General features: G+C 51.4%; 15 protein-coding genes and 1 pseudogene. 10 read left to right on the forward strand and 6 right to left on the reverse strand.

Annotation, left to right across the window (positions count from 1 at the left end; all coding sequences use genetic code 11):
- Window positions 1–397 precede the first annotated feature (397 nt).
- The gene (locus M3650_RS23600) at window positions 398–1030 is read left to right on the forward strand and encodes a TVP38/TMEM64 family protein (protein ID WP_251578349.1); all 633 of its coding nucleotides are present in this window, start codon (window positions 398–400) and stop codon (window positions 1028–1030) included.
- Between the two features lie 190 nt (window positions 1031–1220).
- Here the strand turns inward: M3650_RS23600 and M3650_RS23605 are convergent, their stop codons facing one another.
- Window positions 1221–1838, reverse strand: a complete 618-nt coding sequence (locus M3650_RS23605) for a superoxide dismutase (protein WP_019420997.1) — start codon at window positions 1836–1838, stop codon at window positions 1221–1223.
- Between the two features lie 442 nt (window positions 1839–2280).
- Here M3650_RS23605 and M3650_RS23610 point away from each other — a divergent pair, with 442 nt between their 5' ends.
- The 8 genes and pseudogenes from M3650_RS23610 (at window position 2281) to M3650_RS23650 (ending at window position 8515) form a co-directional block, all read left to right on the forward strand.
- A complete protein-coding gene (locus M3650_RS23610; protein WP_019420998.1) occupies window positions 2281–2718 on the forward strand; it encodes a GNAT family N-acetyltransferase in 438 nt (145 codons plus the stop codon).
- A 136-nt stretch (window positions 2719–2854) separates the two neighbouring features.
- Window positions 2855–3424, forward strand: coding sequence for a DUF402 domain-containing protein (locus tag M3650_RS23615; protein WP_251578351.1), 570 nt, complete (start codon window positions 2855–2857; stop codon window positions 3422–3424).
- Window positions 3425–3505: 81 nt separating this feature from the next.
- A pseudogene (locus M3650_RS23620) lies at window positions 3506–3596 on the forward strand (ribonuclease HI); the annotation flags it as partial.
- A 75-nt stretch (window positions 3597–3671) separates the two neighbouring features.
- Window positions 3672–5396, forward strand: a complete 1725-nt coding sequence (queG, locus tag M3650_RS32090) for a tRNA epoxyqueuosine(34) reductase QueG (protein ID WP_285848634.1) — start codon at window positions 3672–3674, stop codon at window positions 5394–5396.
- Between the two features lie 151 nt (window positions 5397–5547).
- On the forward strand, window positions 5548–5760 hold the full coding sequence (locus M3650_RS23635) for a YneF family protein (RefSeq protein WP_019421001.1): 213 nt from the start codon (window positions 5548–5550) through the stop codon (window positions 5758–5760).
- Between the two features lie 51 nt (window positions 5761–5811).
- Window positions 5812–6402 carry a GTP cyclohydrolase I FolE gene (gene folE / locus M3650_RS23640; protein WP_251578353.1) on the forward strand — a complete coding sequence of 197 codons (591 nt, stop codon included), beginning with the start codon at window positions 5812–5814 and terminating at the stop codon, window positions 6400–6402.
- A 93-nt stretch (window positions 6403–6495) separates the two neighbouring features.
- Window positions 6496–7560: a DUF7309 domain-containing protein gene (locus tag M3650_RS23645; protein ID WP_251578355.1), complete on the forward strand. Its 1065-nt coding sequence runs from the start codon at window positions 6496–6498 to the stop codon at window positions 7558–7560.
- Between the two features lie 130 nt (window positions 7561–7690).
- Window positions 7691–8515, forward strand: a complete 825-nt coding sequence (locus tag M3650_RS23650) for a PhzF family phenazine biosynthesis protein (RefSeq protein ID WP_251578357.1) — start codon at window positions 7691–7693, stop codon at window positions 8513–8515.
- Here the strand turns inward: M3650_RS23650 and M3650_RS23655 are convergent.
- The 4 genes from M3650_RS23655 to M3650_RS23670 all read right to left on the reverse strand — a co-directional run bounded on the left by M3650_RS23655 (window position 8512) and on the right by M3650_RS23670 (window position 13604).
- Window positions 8512–9822 carry a type II restriction enzyme gene (locus M3650_RS23655; RefSeq protein WP_251578359.1) on the reverse strand — a complete coding sequence of 437 codons (1311 nt, stop codon included), beginning with the start codon at window positions 9820–9822 and terminating at the stop codon, window positions 8512–8514. The two genes, M3650_RS23650 and M3650_RS23655, sit on opposite strands and share 4 nt — an antisense overlap.
- A gap of 16 nt (window positions 9823–9838) precedes the next feature.
- Window positions 9839–10675 carry a DNA adenine methylase gene (locus M3650_RS23660; RefSeq protein ID WP_251578361.1) on the reverse strand — a complete coding sequence of 279 codons (837 nt, stop codon included), beginning with the start codon at window positions 10673–10675 and terminating at the stop codon, window positions 9839–9841.
- 186 nt (window positions 10676–10861) lie between these two features.
- A complete protein-coding gene (locus tag M3650_RS23665) occupies window positions 10862–12325 on the reverse strand; it encodes a Fe-Mn family superoxide dismutase (RefSeq protein ID WP_251578363.1) in 1464 nt (487 codons plus the stop codon).
- Window positions 12326–12581: 256 nt separating this feature from the next.
- Entirely contained in the window at window positions 12582–13604 is a 1023-nt protein-coding gene (locus M3650_RS23670) for an alpha/beta hydrolase (protein ID WP_251578365.1), read from the reverse strand.
- A 345-nt stretch (window positions 13605–13949) separates the two neighbouring features.
- Here M3650_RS23670 and M3650_RS23675 point away from each other — a divergent pair, with 345 nt between their 5' ends.
- Window positions 13950–14699, forward strand: coding sequence for an IclR family transcriptional regulator (locus M3650_RS23675; RefSeq protein ID WP_251578367.1), 750 nt, complete (start codon window positions 13950–13952; stop codon window positions 14697–14699).
- A gap of 92 nt (window positions 14700–14791) precedes the next feature.
- Here the strand turns inward: M3650_RS23675 and M3650_RS23680 are convergent, their stop codons facing one another.
- Window positions 14792–17113, reverse strand: coding sequence for a helix-turn-helix domain-containing protein (locus tag M3650_RS23680; RefSeq protein ID WP_251578369.1), 2322 nt, complete (start codon window positions 17111–17113; stop codon window positions 14792–14794).
- Between the last annotated feature and the right edge of the window lie 341 nt (window positions 17114–17454).

Consider the following 17454-nt stretch of genomic DNA (forward strand, 5'->3'; position numbering starts at 1 on the left):
ATAAGGTATGGCCCTTAAAGTAATCCACAGAATTCGATGAGAAATCAGATGTAGCATCCTGAATGAGTGGGAGAGTATTGCTAAGATGTTTATTCAAAATATAGTCGGGTCGGAGCGGTTAAGGATTCGAACATAATTATCGGAGGAAAAAACGGATGGGAGCTACAACAATTTAACGTATGAGAATGCGACAATAAGGCAGGGTGTAGGAGGAGTATGTTTGAGCGTACAATGGAATGCGTTTGCCGGAAAAAGCAGGGTTGTATTAAGATTGCACTAGCTGGACTATAGTAGGTCAGTGTAAGAAAAGTGTCGCAGATACCGCTATGCCGGAGAGATACAGATATTGAAGATGCCAAAGAAGGCTAATTTCGGGATGCTGAAAAGGGGTGAGAACATGGGGAAATGGATAACCGTGGCGATGTATTTATTGGTAGCAGCCGGAGTTTTCAATTACCGGGAAGAGGTTCTGGCATGGGTAGCGGGGGTGCAGTCAGCCGGGGATGTAACTATGATGCTGGAAATGTTTCTGGCGGCTGCGCTCATTTCGTTATTCCCTGTCATACCATTCGGTATTGTCGGAGGAATGATTGGAGCGACGTATGGCCTATGGACGGGAGGATTGTTGAATATGGCTGCTTCGACGTTAGGGGCGGCTGTCATGTTCCTCGCTGCGCGGTACGGCTGTGCGGAACGAGGTAGACGATATATGGAGCGCATTGCTCCGCTTCAGAAGTTGAACGGAATGATGGAGAAGAACCCAGTGATGACTGTTCTGATTGCCCGCACCATTCCGATACTGCCTGCCGCGGCTATCAACATTTATGCAGCGCTGATGTCCGTGCCGTTCATTTCCTTCCTTGTAGCTACGGCGCTAGGCAAGTTGCCTGTCATGCTGGTGTTCGCCTTTGTAGGAGAGCAGTTGCTTGGGGATTGGACTCGGGTGCCAATGGTGCTGCTTATCTATGCTGTATACTTGGCAGGCGTGTATGCGGTGCACCGCCTCGCGATGCGCGCTCGGAAGGTGTAAGCTCCGTGTCAATCAAACCGGTTGTACCAATGAGCTAGGGGAGCCCGGAGGATTGACGTACAAACCGGTGAAACCTCCATATGCAATAAAAGAAAGAGTGCCAATGTAGCACTCTTTCATTAGTAAGAGTGCCAATGTAGCACTCTTTCATTAGTAAGAGTTTCTTATTGTGAAGAAACCGATTCAACAATTACTTGTTCAATGCTTCTTCGTAACGCTTCTCAACTGCAGACCAATTTACTACGTTCCAGAACGCAGCAATGTAGTCAGGGCGCTTGTTCTGATATTTCAAGTAGTAAGCATGCTCCCATACGTCCAAACCGAGGACAGCAGTCTTGCCTTCCATCAATGGATTGTCTTGGTTCGCCATGCTGAATACGGACAATTTGCCATTGCTGTCAACTGCTAAGAACGCCCAGCCGCTGCCAAAGCGAGTTGTAGCTGCTTTGGCGAAGTCTTCTTTGAACTTGTCGAGGCCGCCGAGCTCTTGCTCGATCGCTTCTGCCAGCTTGCCGGAAGGCTGTCCACCTGCGTTCGGGCCGATTGTTTCCCAGAACAAGGAGTGATTCGCATGTCCGCCGCCGTTGTTGCGAACAGCTGTGCGGATGCTTTCAGGAACACTGTCCAAGTTGGCAACCAGTTCGTGTACGTCCTTACCTTGCAGTTCAGGAGCGGACTCCAATGCTGCATTCAAGTTCGTTACGTACGTATTGTGGTGACGATCGTGGTGAATCATCATCGTCGTTTCGTCAATGTGTGGTTCCAATGCATTGTTTGCATATGGAAGCGGTGGTAATTGATGTGCCATCATTCATACCTCCCAATAATATGTAAGTGTTCTCCTTCTAATTAAACATGAAGCTGCGGAATAAATCAACATAAATGTTGCAAAAGTCTGTTATTCATTTTTCTTCCGACTTTATATCATTACCCCCAATTTCATCCATTCAAACCTGATAACAAGAACGAAACAGCTTTAACTAAAATTCCACATTTACCATAAAATTAAACCTTTGGATCGCATAAGGGATGTAAACGCTTTATATAAAGCGTTTACAAGAGAGAAAAGGAGATTGTTCTGTGTTTTTTGTGGAAATTGAGTGATAAAGGAGGAATTTCGCGTTTTTTGTCGTATTTGTAAATGTACTATACAATAATAATGACATAGAGATTGATGTGACCAGGCGTAGACAGGTGTGAGACAGAGACAACCGAACAGAAACCAAGCTCAGGATGAGGGAGAGTAAGACATGAACGTTCGATCCTTTCGTTTGTCGGATTATCTTCCGGCTACCCAGTTATTGATGGCATCGTTGTCAGAGGAATGTTGTGAAAAGACGTTGGAAGCATTCGCGCGTCAGTTATCCTTGGATGGTGAGCTTGTGCTCGTCGCCGAGCAGGAACAGAGTAACGGAGAGCAGGCCATTGTCGGACTGGCTATCGGTACCATTGATCGCAATAACGGGTACTATTACCGCCTTGCCGTCCAACCGGATTACCGAAATCAAGGGGTAGGCAAAGCGCTGGTAGCGGGATTGGAGCAGAAGTTCCAGCAACGCCGCGTCAAGAACATTATGATTGCCGCTGATGAGCATACGGAAGTCGTGTTGCCTTGGTTCGAGGCATTAGGGTATGGAGCTAAAGATGTCTTGCGCTCTTTGCAGCAGCTTCGGATTGTAGCCGGTTAAAATGGCTGTTGCATCCACAGAAATAGACAACCAATGATTGTATCTTAAGGCATATCTTTTCAACCGTTGCAATCGGGGAGAAGATATGCTTTTCTATTAATAAAGTTAAAAAGAACGCAAAAGCCGAGGAATAAGCATGGATCATTATGAGAAAGCGCTTGTGAAAAGTTTCAAACACGATGGTCACCTGCACCGTATGTGGCTGGAGAACTGGCTTGTGCCCTCTTCTAAGCGGCACCCGGATCATGTGAAGGAAGATATGCATGTGCTGATTAACTGCCAAACTCCGATTCAAGAGTCTGACGGCAAGCAGTGGGTAAGCAGAATTCCAGCTGTTACATTTTTTATCCCGAAGCAGTGGTTCAATGTCGTCGCGTTAATTGAAGATACAGGAGTACGGTATTATTGCAATATTGCTTCTCCGCCGTACCGATGTGGGCAGACGTTCACCTATATTGATTACGACTTGGATGTCATTCGCATGACGGACGGACAGGTGCACATCGTCGACCAAGATGAATACGAACAGAATCGCTACATTTACCATTACCCCGAGCTGGTGGAACGTAAAGTAAGCGCGGGATTGGAATGTCTTCTGAACCGTATACGGCACGGCACGGCTCCCTTTCATGAGGAATCGGTATGCTCGTATTATGAAGATTGGAAGCGGGCTGTGACAGCCACAAGCGATGAAGATAACCAGTAAGACAATGATGCAGATGGTATGAATATGCGTGTGTTTGACTTTCTCGGTATGGCTGAACCGTGCTGTCAGAGTGGAAGCACAATGGCGAAAGAACTGGAAATTTACACGAACGGCGCCTGCTCAGGGAATCCGGGTCCCGGGAGTTAGGGCCGTTCTGTTTTACGGCGGTCACTGGGTAGCGATGTGTATATGACGAGTAACGAATGAACAATGTTGTGGGAATGCTAGCAATAAGGAGGTGAACGGGATGCTCGAATCGATGAAGTCACAAGATGCGCAAGCGAAGTCGGCCGACAGGCAGCCGTATGCGGCACAATCATTCAGATGGCACCAGTTGAAGCAGGAAATTATCGAAGCGGCGCCTTCACTCGGCATTGATCAAGTAGGCTTTACGACGGCAGACCCGTTCATCGAACTGAAGGCGCGGCTTCAGCATTCAGTGGATCAAGGCTATGCCTCGGGCTTTGAGGAGCCTGACTTGGAGAAGCGGACACGGCCTGAATTGTTGCTTGAAGAGGCGCGCTCCATTATAGCCATAGCAGTCGCCTATCCGTCGAAGCTGGAGGGTGCCCCGAAGTCGAAGCACGGCGCTTACCGAGGCTTGTTCGCGCGCACCGCATGGGGAATGGATTACCATCATGTGCTGCGGGACCGTCTGCAACGGCTCGAGGCTTTCATCCGTGAGCGTGTGGCGGATACGGAGCTGCGAATGAAGAGCATGGTGGATACGGGCGAACTAAGCGACCGGGCGGTGGCAGAGCGCGCTGGCATCGGCTTCAGCGGCAAGAATTGCTCGATCATTTCGCCACAGTGGGGCTCGTGGATTTATTTGGGGGAGATGATTACGAACATTCCATTTCCCCCCGATCACCCAGTGACGGAGGATTGCGGCGATTGCACGCGCTGTCTCGATGCGTGTCCGACAAGTGCCTTGGTTGGGCCTGGACAGCTGAATGCGCAGCTCTGCATTTCATTCCAGACTCAATCGAAGGATACGCTGAGCCACGAAATGATGGTGAAGATGGGCAATCGGCTTTATGGATGCGATACCTGCCAGATCGTCTGCCCGAAAAATAAGGGGATGAATTGGACGCACCATGAGGAAATGCAGCCAGACCCTGAACAGGCCAAGCCCTTGCTTGTGCCGATGCTGGAGCTGTCGAATCGGCAATTTAAGGAGCAGTTCGGCACAAGTGCAGCTTCTTGGCGGGGTAAAAAGCCGATTCAACGCAATGCCATCGTGGCGCTCGGCAACTTCCGCGATCGGAGCGGCGTGCCTGCCCTGCGGACACTGCTGGTGAGCGACACACGCCCGGAAATTCGGGCAACCGCGGCTTGGGCGCTCGGTCAGATTGGAGGCCCGGAGGCGTGGCAGACTTTACAGCAAGCTCAGAAACGCGAGGAGGATGAAACCGTGCAGCAGGCAATTCAAGAGGCGGAGCAACAATTCGCCACGCATGTAGAACCGCTATACGTGCAGGAAATGGACTCGCCCGTCGGTCCATTGACACTTGCCGCGACAGCGACCGGATTGTTCGCCATCGAGTTTGGAGGCGTACTTGAGATGGCAGAGGCGCTGCAAGCGCGCGCGGCGCGCGATTACGGCAAGGTAGCACTGCAGCGCCACCCTGAGCGTCTACAGGAAACGTGCCGACAGTTGGAGGAGTATTTCGCAGGAGAACGGCAGACGTTCGAACTGACACTTGATTTGCAAGGAACAACTTTTCAAAAAGAGGTATGGCAGGCATTAATGGATATCCCTTATGGGGAGACGCGATCCTATAAGCAAATTGCGGAAGCTATAGGCAACCCGAAAGCTGTTCGCGCCGTAGGCGGAGCCAACAACCGCAATCCGATTTCTATCGTTGTGCCGTGCCACCGTGTTATCGGAGCGAATGGGCAACTGGTAGGTTACGGCGGAGGCATGAACAAAAAAGAAATATTGTTGCAATTGGAAGGCATTTCATATTGAAGTTGCGTGTCTTACCGATTTTAATAGGGGATATTTGTCATACGGAGAGGGACATGCTATCATAATTGCGGTAGAGTTGCACAAAATCGTGCTTTTTTACGTATGAATGTACAGCTTTCAAACTAGATGATGTTGGGGTGACCAGGGGCAGATGTGGTATTGGATAACAGGAATTGTAATGCTTATCGTGGGCGTTATTATCGGCTTTGCCGTCGGTGTATTTTATTTGCGTAAACAGATGGAGAAGATGCAGTCCGACCCTCAGATGCTGCAGAAGATGGCGAAGCAGATGGGGTATAATTTGAATTCGAAACAGATGCAGAAAGCACAGCAAATGATGAAGAACAACAATAAAAAGAAGTAATCGTACGGTGCGGCACTTGACTCGCACGGCACGGTGAAAGGAGGAACGGTCGTGGCTGGCTTGAAAGATTATGTTAACATGAAGGTTGGTACGAATCGCGAACAGATCGAGTACCACGTGAAGGAAATTCTGAAGCTTGTCGGAGAGGATGTCGAGCGGGAAGGATTGCTAGAAACTCCGGCGCGTGTGACCCGTATGTATGAAGAGATCTTCGCGGGCTACGAAGTCGATCCTCGGGATGTGCTAGGGGTAACTTTTGACGAACGGCACGAAGAACTTGTCATCGTAAAAGATATTACGTATTATAGCCAATGCGAGCATCACATGGCGCCTTTCTTCGGCAAGGTGCATATCGGTTACATTCCAAGCGGTAAGATTGCCGGCTTAAGCAAGTTGGCCCGCCTGGTTGAAGCGGTGTCGCGGCGTTTGCAGGTACAAGAACGCATTACCTCGCAAATTGCTGATATAATGGATGAGGTGTTGCAGCCTCACGGTGTGATGGTCGTCGTCGAAGGCGAGCATTTGTGCATGTGCGCACGCGGAGTGAAGAAGCCTGGCAGCAAAACCGTCACATCGGCGGCGCGGGGCAGCTTCCGAAGTGACGCGGCACAGCGCGCGGAATTTTTGTCTCTAATTAAGTAATTAGGTGCAAGTGGGTTAACAGAACAAATGGAACCCGTTCCGGGCAATGGAACGGGTTTTTTTGAATTCAGACAGGAGGAATGACAAGAGCTCATGACACAGGCAAACATAGAGCAATTGGAAGCAAATGCAGGTCAGGGGACGGAAATGACGGAACAGGAGGCCGCTTGGGCGAGGCTGTATGAAGCAGCCACGGCATTCAAGAAACAAGGAAGCTGGAATTGGATGTCCGATAACTGCATCTTCGGCGTGCTGAACCCAGAGGACGGCAAGGTTGGTTATTGCAGTATTATGGGAGCAAGTGAAACTTTGTTCGGCCTTACCGTGTTCCGCGGCGGAGAAGGCTTGGAAAGCTTGAATGATATGCTGTTGGAGCGCGACGAGCGTTATGCTTGGCTTCACCGTCAAAATTGCATGATGGCTACGTATGAGGACCGTACGGATTTGGAGAAGCATGATCTGGCGCAAATTAAGGAACTTGGATTCCGCTTCCGCGGCCGCAACGCGTGGCCAATGTTCCGAGCGTATGATCCGGGGCTTGTTCCATGGACGCTTGATGAGAACCAGGTTCGGTTCTTGACGACTGCGTTGGAGCAGGCTATAGATCTTGCGGCTCGGGTAAAGAAGGATGAAGAGCTTCTGATGCCGCCGACTTCAGGGCAGGTGCTCGTTCGCGCGCAGGAGAATGGCGAGTGGATTGACCGTTGGCTCGATCCAGACTTTGTGTTGAATCGTCCGGTGAAAGTCGAGCTCGAGAATCAGGACCGTCTGAACGATATCATGCGGCGCTTCCCGAACAAGAAAGGTCACTGGGAGACGGAATTTTTCTATGCGCCGGTAGCGGTTAAGGGAGAAGGCGAACGTCCATATTATCCGCGTCTTTGTCTGTGGGTGGATCGGCTGACGCGAGCAGCGGTCGGTTTCCATGTTGCCTATGACAGCAATTTCGAGCAGGAGTTCTTAGAGCATTTCTTACAGCTCATCGAGGAGAAGGGAGCTCGTCCGCAGAAGCTCATCATCCGCACGAACGATGGGGTGGACTTGTTCGAGAAGACGGCGCAGCGCTTGAAGATTCGCATTGAGCGCGAACCGCGTCTCGTCTACTTGGAAGAAGCGCGTGGCGATTTGTTCGAATATTTCACCAAGCAGGAAGGGTAATGCGGAATAGGTAGGCGACCGCTATCATTAACGATATGAAGCAGATATTAGGCATCTCTTTGTCATAATTGGCAGGAGGTGCCTATTTTTTATGAGATCATGTATGATAGGGAATTAAGGAGGGATACATATGAAATTGTTCACTGTGGATGCATTTACGGATAAGCCGTTTCACGGTAATCCCGCAGCGGTTTGTCTGCTGGAACATGAGATGGACAGCGAACAGATGCAGCAGATCGCGATGGAGATGAATTTGTCGGAAACGGCGTTCATCATCCCATTGGAAGAAGGAGACCGCTCCCGTTATCGCCTGCGCTGGTTCACGCCGCAGGTGGAAGTAGACCTGTGCGGGCACGCTACGCTGGCGAGCGCGCATGTGTTGTGTGAGCAGGGGCTAGCGGAGGGAGAACGGATCGCTTTTGAGACGATGAGCGGCACGCTCTACTCTCTCTATGGGGAGAATGGACAAATCACGCTCGACTTTCCGGCGTCATCTGTCGTGATGGTCAGTGATGAAGGTCTGCAGGGACGGTTGGAAGAAGCGCTGGGCTGCTCCATACTGGGGATGGCGCGCAGCCGCATCGAATTGCTGGTCGAGGCAGACTCGGAGCAGACGGTGCGCGAATTAAAGCCGGATTGGGAGAAGCTCCTGCGCTGCGATGAGGAAGTGATTGGCGTACTCGTGACCGCTCCTTCCGCTCCGGGACGAATGGATGGGGCGGACTTTGTCTCCCGCTGCTTCTTTCCAAGTCTCGGTGTAAATGAAGATCCGGTAACAGGATCCGCGCATTGTACGATGGCTCCTTATTGGGCGCAGAAATGGGGACGGACCTCGTTCATCGGAGAACAGTGCTCTGCCCGCGGAGGCATGGTGCAGGTAGAGTTGCAGGGGGAGCGGGCATTGCTGACAGGTCAGGCCGTCACTGTGATGGAAGGGAAATTAACGATAGACTAGACCATCAAATGCTTCATCCATGAATACCATGCAATAATGGACTGCGCCCGCCGCCGCTCGGTCGAAGGCTGTAGCTCAATGCCATGTTGGCGCATTAGTTGCACCGCTTCCTCATCGGATATTTGACCGTCACGGTACATGCATTGCAACAGGATGTCGCGGATGGCCGGCTTGGAGAAAAGCTTACGAACGATAGCTTCATGCCGACCTTGCATCGGCAGCTGCATCAAGTCTCTTCCTTCAGCGGTCAGCCGGACGGCCATGCCGTCAGTAGAGCGGTAGGTCTCGATCAGCCCGTAATAGACGCCGACATTGACGTAGTAGTCGGTCTGCCGTGGAGCGAACCGGTATATCCGGTGAATATCCGCCTTCAACAAGTCCTCCTCCGTCAGCAGCTCCATGACGTTCATAAAGCGTTCGAACGAGTTCGCTTGCGGGAAGGGGGCTGCATCCGGCTCAGCTTCCACTGGCGTTTCTGCGGCAATGGCCAAAATACGCTCTTTCGTCATCCCGCCCTCAATCCGGTATGCGCAGCTGCGAACAAGCGAGATGGAATCGTAGCGGAGTGGTTCAATAAACTGATATTCAAACAAATAATAGATTCCGTCCGAATAGAGAAAATAGATTGGAATGACTGGCTTCGTCAGCTGGGGCCGCTGGTTAAGCGCCCGGTAAGGGTAGTAGAGCTGACGGACGCAGAAGTCCTGCGGAATTTTATTTTTCGCTTCCAAAATGAGAATTTCCCGCATCGTCTCGAATCCGGCGTCGATCTCCATCTGTTGACTGCGTTCCACCTGAAGCGGTTCCAAATACGAGCCTACATAGAAAGAGAATTCCGGTGATCGCATCCGCCCGCTGAACGTTAATTCCAGCGGTTCGGAGCTTTCGATGCCGCGAAATCGATGCAGCATGTCGGTCATATGGGCGGTATGAAGCGCGTTCGCTTCACTGGTGGAGCTTGTCCCGTCGGCTTGAATCGTCTGAAAGGCAGGAAAGCGAAGATACGCTTTCTCTACCGCAATGTTCTCAATGGGATCAAGCGGATGAAAAATCGGAAACGGAGCGATAATGTACACGCCGTTCGATACCGGCAGGATGCCAAGTTGATGATCGGCAAAGCAGGGCGACAGCTCGCCGGAGGAGTCGAATTTGCACTGCAGGCGTGCCTGCACACCGGGGCGCAGTCCGTTGATTTGTTCGCTCGTGATCGTGAAGAAGCCCTGCGCTTCAATGTGCTCCAAAATCCGATATTGCTCGAACAGCTCGTTCCAGATCAGGTCCTTCTGTCTTAGCCTGCTTGTCGTCACTTCCGTTTCCCCGCCTTCAGTGAAGTTCGTAATTCAATACCAGCACCTCGTCCACGTTGCCACGCGCGCTTGCCTTGGAATTGATGTTGCGCCGGGCTTGCACGATATGGATATGAAAATCGGCATACAGCTCCAAAATAAAGTCTGTCGCATGATTGGACAGCATGACATATACTCCGCGATCACTCAAATCCCGGAACACTTCGGCTAAGCGCAGCTGCTCCTCACGGCCGAATCCTTCCTTGGCATACGAAGTAAAGGCGGCGGTCTTCGTCAGCACGTCATAGGGCGGATCGAAATAGACGAAGTCCCCGGCTTGAGCTCCGTTGACGGCTGCGTTGAAGTCCCCTTCTGTAATGCGGATGTCCGTACGGTTAAAATAAGCGGATATATCCCGGATTGTCTCTTCCTGTACGATATCCGGCTGCTTGTATTTGCCGAACGGGACGTTGAACTGCCCCGACGCATTGACACGATATAAACCGTTATAGCATGTCCGATTTAAAAAAATCAGGCGCGCGGCCCGCTCAACGGGAGATAGTCGCTCATAAGCTTCCGCATCGCGATCCCATGCTCGCACTTCATAGTAATAGCTCTCTTCATTCCGATGGATGCGGAGCGCTTCAATAAGCTGATCAGGCTGCTGCTTTATCGTACGGTAGAGGTTGATGAGCTCCGGATTGACGTCGTTAATAACAGCCCGCTCAGGCGCGATGTTGAACAAGAGCGCCGCACCGCCGATGAACGGTTCGAAATACGAAGCTTGGTTCCAATTTATTTGCGGTAGGCGGCTGTGGATTTCGGAGAGCAGTTGGCGCTTGCCGCCTGCCCATTTTACGACCGGTTTCAGCAAATCACCTCACCCCTTTCTATTGTAATGTACTCTTTAGTATGCACCGAAACAAAAGAAAAAAGCGGCGGTGGAGCCGCTTAGACTGCGGATAGTCGTGTGAGGCAATGGAAGCCGCACATGAGTTCGCGTTTGTCTTCTATTGTACAGAACGAAGGGGGAGAGGCGCAACAACGAAAACGGGGATCTTCAATAAGGCGTCCACTTCACCTTGCGGGCTTGGCTGAAGCGTTCGGCTACGGCTGGCCAATAGACGATATGCCACCAGTCATCGATATATTTGGCGCGCTCATTTTGATGCTTCAAATAGTAAGCATGCTCCCACACGTCAAGCGGCAGCAGCGGAATAACATCCCATTGGGACAGATTTTGATGCTTCTCTGCCTGAAGGATTTCAAGCCTGCGGCTGCGTGGACTCCAGACAAGGATGGTCCATCCGCTGCCTTCCACTTTCTCAGCCGCTTTGGAAAATTGCTGCTTAAAGGCGTCGACGCTTCCGAAATCATGTTCAATCTGCTTACGCAAAGCGCCTGTAGGTTGCCCGCCGCCGCGAGGATTCATAATGTCCCAGAAGATCGTGTGCAAATAATGGCCGGCACCGTTAAAGGCGAGTTCATTCTCCCAGTATTTAATCAGATCGAAGTTGCCGGTACGACGTGATTCGGCAAGCGCGAGTTCGGCTTTGTTCAAGCCATCCACGTAACTCTGATGATGCTTGTCATGGTGAATGCGCATCGTCGTCTCATCGATATAAGGCTCGAGCGCATTGTAGGCGTAAGGCAGCGGAGGCAGACGATGTCCGCCGATAGGGACAAAGGCTTCATCCGCTCGCTCCGAGGATTCGTAGCTAGATGCCGATGTGGAATCTGGGAGTGGCTGGTTCGCGGATCGGGACGCGGAGCTGTATATAGGTTCGACGCTATTGCTGCGTACAGACGAAGCATTGAACGCTCCTGCGGGTGTTGAATTTTGCCGTCCTCCGCCGGGATGCCAAGCCCGCGAGTTACCGATATAGGCGCGTACGCCCGGTTGCTGATGTGACGTATTCACGGATTCGTACAATTCCTCCTTGGCGTCGAATGCCGATGTAGTCCAGCACGGCATTCCGCTAGTTGATGGGCTCACTTGGTATGGGGAAGCATTGCCCCTGTCGATTGCCGCGTGAATGTGCGCCATTGGCTGGGCGACGCCCTCTGCCGCATTAGATGCGCCATGACTTACCAAAGTGAGCGGTGCTTGCGTAAGCTCCTGCACGACGTTCAGGAAATATTGGGACTCGCTTGCAATATGATCGATTACAATCGGAGCAAGCGGGATGCTCTGCACCGCATGGCTATGCCGTTTCACTTGCTCAAGCTGCTGTAGGAACTGCTCCGATTGATATACAGATGCCTTCAGCAGCAGCTCAAGCTGGTGCTGAAGCGAGGCATCCATTGCGTGCGGATGATTCACGACGCTGTCCAGCCATGCGGCTGCGGTTGCTTCGGTCTTGGCAAAGACCTGCTCCCATTCCAGCAGCAGTTGAACATATACTTCCTCTAGCTGGGGCACGATGGCCCGAATCACCTCGGTATGTTCCTTCTCCTGTCTCTTCCAGAATACGATTTCTTCTAGCAAGCGAATCGGCATCAGCGGTCCGTAAACATGCAGCAATGCACTCCCTCCTTCCGTCCTAAGCTCCTTACTATTGCGTGTTCAAAAAGACCACTTTTCAGCGCATAGAAGGTTGCAAGAACCCGAAGCGTATGATTCCGAAGCGAGTTTTTCTCCGCAAAAAAGATTTGATACCGAATTCTATCTTGAGATACTTCGTGATCAAAAGAGGGCTTTTTAAACAACCTCTACTAGTGTATTAGCGGCAGAGGTTGGACTATGAGAAAGAGCACAAAAAAACCGTAAGCTTGGCGGCTTACGGCTTTGCGATCATATATCCTTCATCGGTATGATAGGCTGTGTTAAGAAAAGCGGCCGCTTTGCCCAAATATTCCTTGCGGTGTGTGCGATAAATAAGTTCATGCTGCACATCCGGCACAATCCATGACTCCGAAAGTTTATTCGACTGGCGGGCGGAAAGCTGCTCCGATATTTCGTAGGGCGCTTTTGTGTCCGCAGTACCGTGAATGAAGAAGGTCGGAATAGCGTAGTTAGTCGCCTTCACTTCATTGTACGGAATTTGCTGCAGGCTCGTGCCGTTCAGAGCGGGGAAGAAGGCCCGCAGTAAATCGAGTGACGGATGCTTCGGCAGTGAAATGTACTGCGTTAAGTTATGATACAGCGTATCCGGTTCGAGCAGGAACGTGCTGTCCAGTATCATGGCATCGATATCTTGAGAGAGAAGCGATGCTTGCAGGGCGGTACCCGCCCCCATGGAGAAGCCCCAGACGACGATATGCTCCGCTCCGCGTTCCTTGGCAAGCTGTACGGCACCGAGCAATTGCTCCTTCTCGAGACGGCCGCCGGTCGCCTTCGTCTTATGCTGTTCGGAAGCAAATCCGTAATCGAACATGACCACATTATAATCAAGCCGATGCGCAAATTGCGCTAAGTCATACATCGGCACCCAATATTCTTCCCGGTTGGCTCCATAGCCATGGCTGAATATTATCGTCCGTTTGGACGTTTTATCGGAAGGGATGTACCAACCGTCTACTAAGGTATGACCATCTCTGGCAGGGAACGCAACCGTTTCATAACGCATGCCCTTCGCCTCCATCGGGTTCGAGAAGAGCGGAGGAACCTGCGGATTGGCGAACATCCATGCAATAAAGCCATGCAATGCCAGGAAAATAAGAAGTGCGGCAACCACCGTCGACAAAGAGAGCGCGATCGCCACATGCTTCAATCGAATGCGCCGGGCGACAGCAGGAGCAGATCCGGAAGGAGCAAGCCATTCGGGGTGAAGCGATGGAGATGTTACGACAGGTGTGTTCATATGCATGACCTCCTCCAGGATGTGTTGGGCAACGATGATTGTGTTGATTTTCGACAAAATCTGATGAATATAGAACTAAAGTCCCCCAAAGGGGCTCGACCTTGCAAACGTTTTAAGCTGTACTACCATCGTATGCGGTAAGCCGCTTAGGGTCAACGAATCTGCTCGATTTGTAAGGTGAATGTAACGTTGCCGTAACATTGAAACATCATTGTAAAAAATGTCGAAATCAGGGACGTTAGTCGGAGATGGCAAATTGATTGTAGTCTCTTTACGACGCAGGAAAAGGACGTTATACTAGATGTAACAAAGTTTCATTCTGTGGAACGAAAGAGGGAGATTCACGTGGAGGAACGCGGGAAGTTGACTGTTCGCGCGGTGGAACGCGCACTTGATATATTGATGTGCTTCGCAAATGAACGCGATTTGAGCTTAACGGAAATTGCATCGCAGGTGGGCTTGAATAAGAGCACGGTCCATCGGCTGATGGCGACGCTGGAAGAGCGGGGATTTGTAATCCGCAATGGCGACAAGTATCGCCTGGGCTACCGGATATGGGAGCTTGCCGCGAATTTGACGCAGGTAGACGACCCAGCACAGCTGTTGCTGCCTGACATGGAGCACCTGCGTGATCAGATTGGCGAAACGGTGAGTTTGTATGTAAGGGACGGCAAAGACCGTATCCGCATTCAAGCCGTACAGAGCAATCAGGCGATTCGGCGGGTCGCGCCAGTAGGCGCCAAGCTGCCCCTCTTTGTCGGAGCGTCAAGCAAGGTGCTGCTTGCCTTCGCCGAGCCGTATGAGCGTGATGCTGCGCTGCAGGATTCGGGCTGGCCACCGAGCATGGATCGGGAGACGTACTTGAGCCAGCTGGAGGAAGTTCGCCGCTTAGGGTACGCGATTAGCGTAGAAGAACGGGAGCCGGGTGCAGCGGCGGTGTCCGTGCCGATATTCGACCGCAGTCATCAGCTTGCCGCCGCTCTGTCCGTATCTGGACCAGTGAGCCGTATGTCGATGGAGACGCTGCGTGCCTGTGCGCCGCAGCTGATGGAGGCGGCACGGCGAATGGAGACGATGCTGCGCACGGTGATGTAGCTAGGATAGAATTGTTACCTTTTCACCTGTTTTCGAGTTTCTCGACAAGCTCAAGGACACAGCCATATTCAGGCATGTGTCCTTGTTTGCTCTTATGACTGGGAGTGCTGCTGCCGATACTGTCCCGGTGTCATCCCTTCCTGCTTCTTGAACAAGCGGTTGAAGTATGGGGGCTGGTATCCGGCCGATTCGGCAATTTCATTAATTTTCATATCGGTGGTCAGCAGCAGTTCCTTGCATTTGTTCATCTTGATCGCAGTCAAATAATCGATGAAATTTTGTCCTGTCATCTGTTTAAAGGCTCTGCTTAATTGAGAGGTGCTAATTCCTGCCTCTGCTGCGCACGTGTCCAGCGAAAGGTCACACATATAGTCCTGTTCAATGCGCTCAAGCAGTTCTTCCACTACGTGCTTCATCGGCGCGTTGTAGCTGCGTTTGATCGAGGCGATATAGGGTTGAATGATTTTGGTGCGGAACCAGCTGAGCGACGCTTTCGTATCGCGCAGTCCACCCAATTCTTCCTGCCAGCTTAAGCCAAATACGGCATAAGGGTTGTGCCCGAGCTGAAGCAGGGAACGGTGAATGCTGCCGATGAGCCTCATCAAGCCTTCGTGAACCATCCATTCTGCGCCGCCACTTGCCTGCAACGCGGTAACGAATCGCTCCAGACTCTCCATTGCTTCCTCTTCAAGCCCCATATTCAGTGCATGAATGATTCCAAGCTCCAAATCTACAGGAGACTCGATCGGATTAGGAGAGTGCGCCAATACGTGCTCCGCTTCGAGCAGTTGGTTGTTCAGCCCGAAGTTCCGGTAGCTGATGGCGCGCCGCGCTTGCTCCATACCGTGCGGGAGATCGATCCATCTATCCGTGACCCGACTCGCCACAATCGTAACATAGACGCGCAGCGTATGGTGGAGCGCCCGCATCAGGCGGTCGCCCAAGGACAATATCCGACGATGCGACTCCTCAAGCCCACCCTCCTTCGCCATAAACAAGACGAGCCCGAAGGAACCGTCCAAAAAGTTCATGACGTGCACATGCTCGCACTCTGCCTCCTCCATGGACAGCTCCTGCACTACATTGATCGAGGCGTAGGTCAGGAGATGCACGTCTTTATCAGACATCGGCGTACGCGCTTCCTCCGCATTGTGCAATTGGACGACGACAGCTGCGAAGCGCCGGCCTTCGATGTCCAGTTCAAGAGAACGAAGCTTCTCCTTAATTTCTGCTTCTTCCAACGTAATGGCTTGTCCTTGCACGAATTGATTAATGTAAGCTTCACGCATGGAAGGAATCGCTAAATTCCACTGCTCCTGCAGTGATTCATTGGCGAAATGGTACTCCTTCCACTCCTGCTCAATATAATCCAATTCGTTGCGAATGCCGCTCTCCGGCGTGCGCCAAGAGCTGACCATCTCCATGACGCGGCGAATCGGATTGTAAATGCGGCGCGAAGCGAACCAACTGACGAACAATGCCGCGGCCAGTGCGATGCAAGAGAGCAGTATCATTAATTGCGTGTACGGCTGCGTCGGAGAAGTAACGACCGACAGAGGGGTCGCGGATACGTAAGCCCACGTTTCCCCGAGCGTGTTGAATGAAGCGGTCTTGACCAGATATGTTTCTCCGTCCAGCTTCACCTCAACATCCCCGTCCTGAAGCGAAGTGTTGGCATGGGGCCACTCCTTTCGAATCACTTGCATCAGTCTCTCATCCATTATGTTAGTAGTGGAGCGGGCAGCGATATTGCCATTTCCGTCCAAAATAAATGATTGCCGATCGGCAAGGGAGAAGACGTGCAGCTTTGCCGGGTTAATAAAAATGACGATCGCGCCGTAGGCGTCGGCGCTGCTGTTGTAAGGCAATTTCATGACGATGGCATGCTTGGTTCCTGCTTGACCGAAAGGGCGGGCAAGGCCATAAGTCCAATACATATCGGGAGACGGATCAAGCAGCCCGGACCATTGTCCGGTGACTTCCGGCTGCTCCAGCTGCCGGACACCGAGACTCGGATGCAGCAATTTATTTTGTTTTTTTACATACAAATACACTTGCTCGATGAGCGGCACCGCATTTTCAAGCACGGACAAGGTCGACAAGATCTGCTCTGTCTCCTCAAATCGATCGACGAAGTTCATGTCGGCAATAGTTGAGCGGAATTGGGGCTTCACCGCCATATGCGATACGAACGTAACCAATTGGGAGAATTGCTTGTCCACTTGATTGGCCACATCATTGAGCTCGAACTGATGCTTGTTGTGAAACTGCTTCACGAGATGCGCATTGCCGGCATACAAAAAAGCCGAACAGATGACGGCAATGGGGACGCAGGTCAGCACAATGGCGAGCATGAGGCTTCGCCAATATAGCATTCCTTTGGATTGTAGACGGTCGATCAAGCTTGCTTTCACATATCACACATCCTTGGACGTTATGAGCTTTTTACTATTGTAAAACAATCCTTTAGCAATGAAAAGGCTTTCATCGTGAAGTAAAATCGTTGTGAGAACACCTGTATCGAAGCCTTTCGAAGAGGGGCAACCGCGTGTAGAGGCAGGTTTATAAACCTAAGGAAGCTTGGATCTCGCTTGGTCAAAAAAGTGCAATCGGAGGAAATCGTTGTTCCGGAGGTAGCGTGCGCAGCGATCAAGATCTATCTGGAAACCGCATAACAGCGCGTATAGCTGGATGATTTCACTCTGTTGCAGCGCAGTCTTAAACGATACGGCAAAAAATTCAAATTGCAGGCAAT

It is taken from the genome of Paenibacillus sp. MER TA 81-3 (assembly GCF_023713585.1).
GTDB lineage: Bacteria > Bacillota > Bacilli > Paenibacillales > Paenibacillaceae > Paenibacillus_B > Paenibacillus_B profundus.

Bases quoted from the DNA above. Each gene is read 5' to 3' on its own strand.
- M3650_RS23600 (WP_251578349.1), top strand. From the start codon at position 398: ATGGGGAAATGGATAACCGTGGCGATGTATTTATTGGTAGCAGCCGGA.
- M3650_RS23605 (WP_019420997.1), bottom strand. From the start codon at position 1,838: ATGGCACATCAATTACCACCGCTTCCATATGCAAACAATGCATTGGAA.
- M3650_RS23610 (WP_019420998.1), top strand. From the start codon at position 2,281: ATGAACGTTCGATCCTTTCGTTTGTCGGATTATCTTCCGGCTACCCAG.
- M3650_RS23615 (WP_251578351.1), top strand. From the start codon at position 2,855: ATGGATCATTATGAGAAAGCGCTTGTGAAAAGTTTCAAACACGATGGT.
- queG (WP_285848634.1), top strand. From the start codon at position 3,672: ATGCTCGAATCGATGAAGTCACAAGATGCGCAAGCGAAGTCGGCCGAC.
- M3650_RS23635 (WP_019421001.1), top strand. From the start codon at position 5,548: ATGTGGTATTGGATAACAGGAATTGTAATGCTTATCGTGGGCGTTATT.
- M3650_RS23645 (WP_251578355.1), top strand. From the start codon at position 6,496: ATGACACAGGCAAACATAGAGCAATTGGAAGCAAATGCAGGTCAGGGG.
- M3650_RS23650 (WP_251578357.1), top strand. From the start codon at position 7,691: ATGAAATTGTTCACTGTGGATGCATTTACGGATAAGCCGTTTCACGGT.
- M3650_RS23670 (WP_251578365.1), bottom strand. From the start codon at position 13,604: ATGAACACACCTGTCGTAACATCTCCATCGCTTCACCCCGAATGGCTT.